General features: G+C 71.4%; 7 protein-coding genes. 6 read left to right on the forward strand and 1 reads right to left on the reverse strand.

Translation table 11 applies throughout. The features are described from left to right. Positions 1-19 precede the first annotated feature (19 nt). Complete coding sequence (locus tag U9983_RS21755; RefSeq protein ID WP_322755804.1) at positions 20-1,150, forward strand: acyl-CoA dehydrogenase family protein; 1,131 nt, start codon at positions 20-22, stop codon at positions 1,148-1,150. A 46-nt stretch (positions 1,151-1,196) separates the two neighbouring features. Next, the gene (locus tag U9983_RS21760) at positions 1,197-3,482 is read left to right on the forward strand and encodes an ATP-binding protein (protein ID WP_322755799.1); all 2,286 of its coding nucleotides are present in this window, start codon (positions 1,197-1,199) and stop codon (positions 3,480-3,482) included. 76 nt (positions 3,483-3,558) lie between these two features. Here U9983_RS21760 and U9983_RS21765 read toward each other — a convergent pair whose 3' ends face one another. Further along, on the reverse strand, positions 3,559-5,139 hold the full coding sequence (locus U9983_RS21765; protein ID WP_322755800.1) for a glycerol-3-phosphate dehydrogenase/oxidase: 1,581 nt from the start codon (positions 5,137-5,139) through the stop codon (positions 3,559-3,561). Positions 5,140-5,282: 143 nt separating this feature from the next. Between U9983_RS21765 and U9983_RS21770 the strand changes: the two genes are divergently transcribed. The 4 genes from U9983_RS21770 to U9983_RS21785 all read left to right on the forward strand — a co-directional run. Beyond that, positions 5,283-6,956, forward strand: coding sequence for an FAD-binding oxidoreductase (locus U9983_RS21770; RefSeq protein WP_322755801.1), 1,674 nt, complete (start codon positions 5,283-5,285; stop codon positions 6,954-6,956). Between the two features lie 4 nt (positions 6,957-6,960). Further along, positions 6,961-7,671, forward strand: coding sequence for an SDR family NAD(P)-dependent oxidoreductase (locus U9983_RS21775; RefSeq protein WP_322748526.1), 711 nt, complete (start codon positions 6,961-6,963; stop codon positions 7,669-7,671). A 55-nt stretch (positions 7,672-7,726) separates the two neighbouring features. Beyond that, on the forward strand, positions 7,727-8,899 hold the full coding sequence (locus U9983_RS21780; RefSeq protein WP_322755802.1) for a DUF2993 domain-containing protein: 1,173 nt from the start codon (positions 7,727-7,729) through the stop codon (positions 8,897-8,899). 362 nt (positions 8,900-9,261) lie between these two features. Further along, positions 9,262-9,699: FHA domain-containing protein (locus U9983_RS21785; RefSeq protein WP_322755803.1), on the forward strand; the 438-nt coding region annotated here is incomplete at its 3' end.

Consider the following 9,699-nt stretch of genomic DNA (forward strand, 5'->3'; position numbering starts at 1 on the left):
GCCTCCGATAGGACCAGCCATGTACTTCGCGCTCACCGACGAGCAGTGCGCCCTGGGTGAAGCCGTCCGCGACTACCTCGCGGACCAGTTTGATCGCAGCGCCGTCCGTGCCGTGTTCGAGGACCCGGGCGGCACCGGTATTCCCGCGCAGCTGTGGAAGGCCATGGGCGAGCAGGGCTGGCTCGCCGTGTGCGTCCCCGAGGAGTACGACGGCCTGGGGCTCGGCCTGGTGGACGCCCAGGTGGTTGCCCGCGCCTTCGGTGCGGGCGTCGTACCCGGGCCGTGGCTGCCGACGGTGCTCGCGGGCGAGGCGCTTGGGCTGGCGGGATCGGATGCGCAGAAGGCGGCCCTGCTGCCCGCCGTCGCCTCGGGTGCGCTGGTGGCCACGGTGGCGCTGCGGGGGCCTACCGGTCGCTACGACCCCAGCGGCGTGCGGGTCGGCGCTGACGAGGGGGGCCGGTTGACCGGGTCTGCGCTGCCCGTCGACTACGCCGAAGCGGCGGAGATCATCGTGGTGGCGGCCCTGGAACCCGGCGGCGGGGTCGGGCTGTACCTGGTCGAACCGGGTCTGCCAGGGGTCCAGGTGACCGGCCTGGAAAGCTATGACGGCTCGGTGCGCACGGCTTCGGTGGTTCTCGACGGCGTACCCGGGCAGCGCCTTCCCGGCTCGTCCACGGGCGTGTTCGTCGAACTTCTCGATCGGGGCGCGGTGCTCACGGCGGGGGACCTCGTCGGCCTTGCCAGGGAGGCGTTGACGCGTACCGTCGCCTACGCCTGCGACCGGGTGCAGTTCGGCCGGGCGGTCGGTTCCTTCCAGGCGCTCAAGCACCACCTCGCAGACCTGCACGTCGCCGTGACCATGTCGGAGCATGCGGTCCTGTATGCGGCGCACGCGCTGGATGCCGGGCTCGCCGACCGCCGGCTCGCGGTCGCCGTGGCCAAGAGCAAGGCCTCGCAGACCGCCCGGGATGTGACCGCCGCGATGATCCAGTATCACGGCGGGATCGGCTACACCTGGGAGCACGACGCCCATTTTTTCTACAAGCGGGCTAAGCGCGAGGCCTACAGCTATGGGGATCCGATCGAGCACCGTGACCGGGTCGCGGCCCTCACCATCGACGGGATTTCACCGACAGCGGTCGGTTCCTGACGGTTCCGTGTCACCCGGCCGCTTCGAGGGTCCAGACTGAGGGTTCGTGCATGGCCGTGCCGTTGACGCGCTGGAATCCGTCACCGCTCGAGTACTGGCAATCCTGCGGGTGGCGTCGCTGGTCGTCCTCGTCGCGTACGTCGTCATCTGGCAGGACTGGTACCTCGGGTCGCCCGAGCGCCTCGTGGCGGTGGTCGGCGACGTGCTGTGGGACCTGGTCTTCATCGGTGTCGCCATGCGCGGCCGGATCTCGAACTGGCTGGTGGTCGGGGAATTCGTCACGGCGGTGATCATCGGTGTGGGCGCTCCCTGCTGGCTGCCGCCCCAGTCCCTCGGCGACGGTGGTACCTGGATCTTCCGGGTGCTGACCGGAGCCGGTTTCGTCGCTGCCTGGCGGGCGCCCGCCGCTGTGTTCCCCGCGGTCGTCGCGGTGCTCGGGGTTGTGCAGTTCAGCAGCGCACCGACGGCGATGCCCCAGGTGGCCGGCTCGACCAGCCTGCTCGTCGCGGTCTGCCTGGTGTTCCGGCTGGCCGCTACCAGACTGCGACGCAACGCCGTCGCCGCGGATGCGCGGTTGGCGGTCGCCGCCGGGCGGTTGCGGGCCGCGACGGTCGCGGACGCCCGCTGGCGCGACCGGCGGGAACGGGAACGGGTCATCCACGACACGGTGCTCAACACCCTCACCGGCATCGGCTGGGGCGGCGGCGCGGACGACGAGCTGACCAGGCGCCGGTGCGCCCGCAGCGTCGAGGCGATGACGGACCTGATCGCCGGGAACGACTGGTATGCCCGTGCCGACCTCACCGATCGGATCGGTCGGCTCGCCGCGGATGCCCGTGACAACGGGCTTGACGTGCAGGTGCGCATCCACCGAGACGTCGACACGCAGCCGCCGCCGGTGGTGGTGGCGGCGCTGAGCGCGGCTGCGGGGGAGGCACTGACTAACGTCACGCGCCATGCCCGCACCCACCGGGCGACGGTTGTCGTTCACTGGCAGGATGATCATTTTTATATCACGGTGAGCGACGACGGCGTCGGCTTCGATCCCGGCCGGGCAGATCCGCAGCGGCTCGGCCTGCGCGCTTCGATCGCCGAACGGGTCGCTGACGTCGGCGGCAGTATTAAGATCGACAGTCGGCCCGGGCATGGAACCACCGTCGAGATGGCCTGGCGGGCGCCTGCCTCCCGCGTCGACCCAGCTGAGGCGGCCGATGCGGCCGCCTACCTTCGCCGGCACTACGACACCGGCGTGCGGCGGATGGTCGCGCTCGCCGTCGCCTGTTGGCAGGGGCTGCTGGCCCTTGCGGTGCTCGGTTACTGGGGTCGGGTGCACCGGCCGGTCGTATCGGTCGCACTGTGGGTGGCGATCGGGGTGGGTGTCGCCCTCGCCGTTCGAGTAACGCGGCATCGCCGGCTCAACCGGCTGGAGGCCGTCGGCGTGGCTCTCCTCGCGCTCACGACCGCCGCTGCTGGTGGCCTCAACACCACGGGCGGTGACACGATCAGGATGATCGACTGGCCGGCGACGATGGCACTTCCGGTACTTCTCGTGCTGGTCGTGGTATCCCGGCCGGCGCGGGAATGGCTGGTGGCCGTGGCCGCCGCGACCGTACTGCTCGTCTCGATCGTGCTGTTGGGCGGGGATACCGGACCGATCGCGCTCTCGCGCCTGACCGCAGCCGTGTACGGGCTGTGGTCTCTGCAGGCGCTGATCACCGCGTTCGGCCCGGCGTTGCGGAGCACAGCGGAGGCCACCGCCCAGGCCATGCAGGACGAGGCCGAGCTCGCCGGCCGGACGGAAGCGGCCGCGCGGATTCTCGCCGACCGTGATCGTGGCCTGCGTGACATCGACAGCGACACCCTGCCGCTGCTGCGCGCGATCGCCGGCGGCCAGCTCGACCCGCGTGACCCGGCGGTGCGGGAACGGTGCACCCGTCGGGCGTCGGTGCTGCGCCGGACACTGGCCGCCACGGCTGGTCCGCCCGGGTCACTCGGGGTGCTGGAGCCGGTGGTGGAGGCCGCCGAGTCGCGGGGTATCGACGTCGAGGTGCAGCTTGCCGGTGACCTGCGCCGGTGTCCAGGCGTCCTGCAGGAGGGGATCGTGGTCGTGATCGGCCAGGCGTTGCGTTCGGTTCCGGCCGGGCCGGTGCTGCTGACCGTCCTGTCCTCGCCCGAGTCCGGCAGCGTGTTCGTGTCCTTTCCGGTCGCGGCCGGGACGTTCGTGGATCCGGTTCGGCTGCCTCAGTCGTGGCCGGGACCCGTCCTTGAGGTCAGCGCCGACGTCGCGGACGGCAGGGCCTGCCTCGAACTGCGCTGGCCTGTCCCCACATGACCCGGCCACATGACCCGGCCACATGACCCGGCCACATGACCCGGCCACATGACCCGGCCACACAGCCTGACCGTCATCAGGTTTCCGCGGCGGCGAGCAGGGCCAGGACGTGGGGGAGCGCGGCGGCACGGTCGGCCGGCACCAGGCCGATGCGGGTGCGCCGGTCCAACAGGTCGCCGGCGTCGAGAGCACCCTCGTGCCGCAGCGCGAACACCAGTTCCGCGCCAGTGGTGTCCACGCGGTCACACAAGGGCGCGAGCAGTGCCGGATCGCCCCGCGCGCACTCGACCACGGCGGGCGCCTCGGTGCCGTAGCGGGCGACCAGCCGGCGCGGCGCGGCCACGTCGGCGAGCACCGACCGCTCGGCCGCGCCCACCAGGGGCAGCGCTCGGGTCCGACAGGGCCCGGTGCGCAGCCCACGTGCCCCCGCCAGCGCGTCCACGGCGTCCGCGGCCATCTGCCGGTAGGTGGTGAGCTTGCCACCGACGACGGTCACCACGCCGTTGGCAGAGGTGACGACGGTGTGGCGGCGCGAGAGGTCCGCGGTGCGCCTGGCCGTCCCGGCCTGCAGCGGGCGCAGCCCGGCGAACGTGCCCAGGACGTCGGCCCGGTCAACGGGTACCGCGAGGACGCTGGAGACGACGTCGCGCAGGAACTCGGTCTCGGCCGGGGTCGCCGCCGGGGTGTCGGTCACGGCGTCGGCGGGTTCGTCCGTGAGCCCGACGTAGACCCGCCCACCGAGTTGCGGCAGCGCGAACACATATCGGTTACGTTCATGCGGTACCGGCATGGTGATCGCCGTCCGGAGCCCGCCGAAGGCGCTGTCCGCCACGACAAGGTGGCTGCCGCGGCTCGGGCGCAGGGTGATGTCGCCGCACAGTTCGCCGGCCCACACTCCGGTTGCGTTCACCACTGACCGCGAACGGAACGTGACCGCGGTGCCGGTGAGCATGTCGACCGCGGCGGCTCCATCCCCGTCGATGGATCGGACCGGGCAGTGCGTGATGATCCGTGCGCCGTACCGGGCCGCCGTCCGAGCGATCGCGACGACCAGGCGCGCGTCGTCGACGAGCTGGCCGTCCCAGGACAGCAGACCGCCGCGCAGCCCGGCGGTCCGCAGCGCCGGCACCATGGCCTGGGTCTCGACCGCGCTCAACCGTCGAGGCCCAGGCAGCACCGACCGCGGGGTGCCGGCGCCACGCCGGATCAGGTCGGCGGCGTGCAGGCCGGCGTCGGCGACCAGAGCAGCGGAGGTGGGGAGGCCGGCCATCAACGGAAACACCATCGGCAGCGGCCGCACCAGATGTGGCGCGGTGCTGCGCAGCAGGATGTCGCGTTCCCGGGCGCACTGACGGGCCAGCGCGACGTCGCCGGCGGCCAGGTAGCGCAATCCGCCGTGGACGAGCTTGGAGCTCCACCGGCTGGTGCCGAAGGCCAGGTCGTGGGCTTCCACGAGCGCGACGGACAGGCCGCGGCTCGCGGCGTCCAACGCCACGCCCGTCCCGGTCACCCCGCCGCCGATGACGAGAACGTCGACGACGGTTCCGCCCGTCAGATCGGCGAGATCCCGATCGCGCTGCCGGCGATTGAGCGACCCGGCCGGTTGCGCGTCCCCGGCCCGGTCAGGTAACACGGTGTGCGGTAACACGGTGCGCATAGGACGGTCACGCTGTGACCACATCTGTCACAGTGTATGTCGTGTCACCGCCGACAACGAGTCCTGCTGATTGTTCGTGTTGGCCGGATGGCCGGATGGCCGGATGGCCGGATGGCGGGATGACGGGATGACGGGATGGCCGGATGACGGGAGCTGACGGCGGGACGGTCTGGTGGGGCTGGGGCGCGGCGGAGGCGCACATACCGCTGCCCGCCGGTGTCCGCTCCCTGCTGGAACAGGTTCTGGGTACCGCCTGCCGGGACACCCCACCGGTGGGCACTGACGCGCTGCGGCTGCCGGTGGGCAGCCTTGCCGAGGACGCGCACGCGGCCCTGGTGGGCGTGCTCGGCCCGGCCTGGGTCCGTGACGACCGGGCGAGCCTGGTCCGGCACTGCCGTGGGCGGTCCACGACCGACCTGCTGCGTCTTCGCGCCGGCGACGCCCTGGATGCCCCGGACGCGGTCGTCCTGCCCGCAAGCCACGACGAGGTACTCGCCCTGCTCGCGGTCTGCGGCCGCCATCGGCTCGCGGTGGTTCCGTTCGGTGGCGGGACGTCGGTGGTCGGCGGCCTGGTCGCCGTCCGTGCCGGCCTTGCCGGTGTGATCGCGCTCGACATGGCCCGGATGAACCGGCTCGTCAGCGTCGACGCCGAGTCACATATCATCACAGTTGAACCAGGTATGCGCGGCCCGGCGCTGGAGGCCGGGCTCGCCACGCACGGCTTCACCCTCGGCCATCTGCCGCAGTCGTGGGAGTACGCGACGGTCGGTGGGTTCGCCGCGACCCGGTCCAGCGGCCAGGCATCCGCCGGCCACGGTCGGTTCGACAGCATGGTCCTCGGCGTCCGGGTCGCCACCCCGGTCGGCACCTGGGAACTCGGCCGCGCGCCCGCGTCCGCCGCCGGACCCGACCTGCGCGAGCTCGTACTCGGTTCCGAAGGCGCCTTCGGGGTCATCACCCAGGTGCGGCTGCGGGTGCGACCCCGGCCCGAGGCGACCTACTACGAGGGCTGGCGCCTGACGGACTTCACCGGCGCGGCCGACGTGCTGCGCGCCCTGGCACAGCGGGATCTGCTGCCGACGGTCGTGCGGCTCTCGGATGAGGTCGAGACCGCGGCCGGCCTGCCCGGCGGTGGCCCTGTCGGCGGCGACCCCGCCACCGGCGACCCCGGCACCGACCCCGGCACCGGCGACCCCGGCACCGACCCCGGCACCGGCGACTCCGGCACCGGCGGCGGCTGTCAGCTGATCACCGGGTACGAGGGACGGGCCGGCTGGGTCGCCGCGCGCCGGTCCGAGGTCGGCGAACTGCTGCACGCGGCCGGCGCGGTCGCGTTGGGGCGCGACATCGGGGCCAGCTGGGTGCGTGACCGCTTTCGCGGCCCGTACCTGCGCGATGCCCTGCTGGACATCGGGATGTTCGCCGAGACGCTGGAGACGGCCGGGTTCTGGTCGACGCTGCCCGGCCTGTACACCGGTGTACGGGACGCGATCGTCGCGGCCCTGGCCGCGCAGGATGTGCCGGGGGTGGTCATGTGTCACATCTCGCACGTCTACCCGACCGGCGCGTCGCTGTACTTCACCGTCGTGTGTCCCCAGCCCGGCGAACCGGTGGCGAGCTGGGTGGCGGTGAAGGCCGCAGCCACCCGCGCGGTCCTCGACGCGGGCGGGACCATCACCCACCATCACGCCGTCGGCACCGACCATCAGCCGTGGCTCGCGGCGGAGATCGGTGACATCGGGATGGCTGTCCTGCGCTCGGTCAAGGACACCCTCGACCCGGCCGGAATCCTCAATCCGGGAATTCTCCTACGGTAAGCGCATGCAGCAGCAGCAGGAGGACGAGCGGGCGCTCGTCGTCGTCGGACCGGGGCGGGCCTTCGGCGTCCAGCTCCTGCGCCGGTTCGCCCGGGAGGGCTTCGCGCTCGGCGTGATCGCTCGTTCGGCCGACACGGTCGGGCGGATCGAAGCCGACCTCGCCCGGGAGGATGTCGCGGTCGCCGGCGAAGTTGCCGATGTCACCGAGCCGGGCGCCGTCACCGCGGCGTTGGGTAAACTCGCAGACGGGCTCGGCGGCCTGACCGCCGTCGTCTACAACGCGAAGCTGAGCATCCGGGGCACTGCGCTGTCGGTGTCGGCGGAGACGGTCAACCAGACGTTGGCGGTCAACGTGACCGGCGCTCTCACCGTGGTGCAGGCCGCTGTGGGGTTGCTGGCTGATCGTCCTTCGACATGCGTACTGCTGACCGCGGCCGGGCTGCGCACCGAACCGGCCGCCGGGCGCTTCGCCCTCGCGATCGGCAAGGCCGGTCTGCTCGCGCTCGGGACGTCGCTTGCGCCGGTGCTGCAGGCGCGTGGAATCCGGCTTCGAACCGTGGTGTTGGAGGCCCGCGTCGCACCTGCCGGCCCGCTCTCGCCGGAGGCGGTGGCCGAGCACTTCTGGAACGTCTATTCGGCCCCGCGCGGATCGGTTTTCCGACTCGTCCCACCGAAGGGGTCCGACCGGGCACCGCAGCTGTTCGGGGAGGTCTGACGCCTGTCTGACCCAAGTCGTGCCAGGACCCGCCGATCGTGCGACCATCCAGACCGTGAGACGTGGACCTGATGACGACTCGGACCGGGGTAGCGGGTCGGAGGACTCGACCCGCCGCCTGCCACCGCCCGCCGGTACCCAGCCGGGCGGTGGAACGCGCAAGGCACAGGTCGTGGGTCCCGTTGGTCCGCCGCCGCCGGCGGATTCGTTCCGCCCGGCCGGTCGACAACCGCGAACCCGCGCCGATCCCGTCCGGCCGGCGAACCCGCCCCTTGCCGACACCCGACGCACCGATTCGTATCCGGCCGGTGCCCATCCAGCCGAGTCCTACCGGGACGAGTCCTACCGGGACGAGTCCTACCGGGACGAGTCGCGCCCGGCGGACCGCGGCCCGGCGTACCCGGGTTACGGGGCCGGTTCCGATTACACGGCGCAGCGCCCGTCAGCCGTGCCACCGGTCGAGCCGGCCGGCGTGATGGCCTTGCCGACCGCTCCGGCTCGCCGGCGGCGTCGACGCAGATGGCCGATCATCACACTGATCGTGCTGTTCGCGTTGCTGGTTGTGGCCGACCGTGCGTCGGTACCGATCGCCGAAAGCCAGATGAAGGCGAAGGCGCAGGTGGCGGTCGCCCAGTCCAGCAAGGATCCGACGGTCGCGCCACCCACGGTGACCGACGTCAGCATCGGCGGCATCCCGTTCCTGACCCAGATCCTGTTCGGTAAGTATGACGACCTGCGGGTGACGGTGACGGGCATCTCCACACCCGGGCCGCGTATCTCGGCGGTGACAGCACGCCTACAGGGCGTTCACGTACCGTTCGGGGACGCGATCCGCGGCCAGGTGGGGCAGGTCCCGGTGGACAAGGTGACCGCCGATGTGCAGATCAGCTACAGCGATCTCAACACCTATCTGGCGAGCCTGAAGCTCCCGATCGGGAAGGTCCAGGTGGCGCCCGGCAGCGACGGCAAGGTCAAAGTGAATGTGGATGTGTCATTGCCGATCGTGGGTTCGATCATTGGTTCGCAGTCGATCGAAACGGGTTTCACCGTCAAGGACAACAACCTCACGCTGGTTCTACCCGGGGGTCTGGCGCTGCCGGCGATTCCATTGCCGATCGCCGGGCTGCCGTTCAACCTGCGGATCCAGAGTGCCACGGCCGGCAGCAACGGCATCGCGGTGAGGGCGGCGGCCACCGACGTCATCCTTCCCGCCGGGGCCGCCGGCTGAGCCGGCGGTCACCCCGTGGATCTCCGCTCTGTTCCCGCGCCGCGTCGAATCAGCGACAGTTCCCGGACCGCCGGGTGGGCGACAGGCAATTATTACTCGTTGGCGGATACTGTCGGACTCGTGGGCGGTCGTCTCCGGACATGACTGATGTGGTCATGACTGCTGTGGACATGTCCGGTATCGACATGGCCGACCCCGCGCAGTCTGCCCCCTGCGTTGTGTCCGTGGTGATTGGTCCACCCAACCTGGATCATGGTTTGTGGACGACGCTACGATTCGGACGACCCGCAAGATCGGACGATCCATGTCGAAGTAGTTCGGCGGGGCATCCGGCCTGTGTCCCGTCCTGAAGGGGGAAACACGTGCAGACGACCCTCAGAGTCGTCAGCGGCGCCATCGTGGCCACCGTGCCTGCCGGCCAGCCGTTCGTCGTCGGGCGTGCCCGCTCGGCCGACTTCGTCATGCCCGACAGTCGGGTGTCCCGCCGGCACCTGCTGATCGAACCGGTCGGCGCGGGCTGGGCCGTGCGGGACATCAGCTCGAACGGAACCTGGCTCGACGGCCAGCGGGTGCAGAGCGTGGACGTGAACGGCGAGATCCGCTTCCGGCTCGGTACCCCGACCGGACCGGAGGTCGTCGTCCTGCCTGAGGTGCCCGCCGCCGGCGAGGCTCCCTCCGAGTACGAGGATCCGCATTTCGAGATGCCGACGATGCTGCGCAGCGCCGCCCGCGTCGAGCCCGGACCGCATCTGCCCAGGCAGGCCCCGCGGCGTCCGGATGACGCCGGTGGACCCGACCTT

The sequence above is a fragment of the Protofrankia sp. Cas3 genome, assembly GCF_963555955.1.
In the GTDB taxonomy this organism is placed as follows: domain Bacteria; phylum Actinomycetota; class Actinomycetes; order Frankiales; family Frankiaceae; genus Protofrankia.

What these genes read in the sequence shown, in the direction of transcription:
- U9983_RS21755 (WP_322755804.1), top strand. Translation starts at nt 20, where the DNA reads ATGTACTTCGCGCTCACCGACGAGCAGTGCGCCCTGGGTGAAGCCGTC.
- U9983_RS21765 (WP_322755800.1), bottom strand. Translation starts at nt 5,139, where the DNA reads ATGCGCACCGTGTTACCGCACACCGTGTTACCTGACCGGGCCGGGGAC.
- U9983_RS21770 (WP_322755801.1), top strand. Translation starts at nt 5,283, where the DNA reads ATGACGGGAGCTGACGGCGGGACGGTCTGGTGGGGCTGGGGCGCGGCG.
- U9983_RS21775 (WP_322748526.1), top strand. Translation starts at nt 6,961, where the DNA reads ATGCAGCAGCAGCAGGAGGACGAGCGGGCGCTCGTCGTCGTCGGACCG.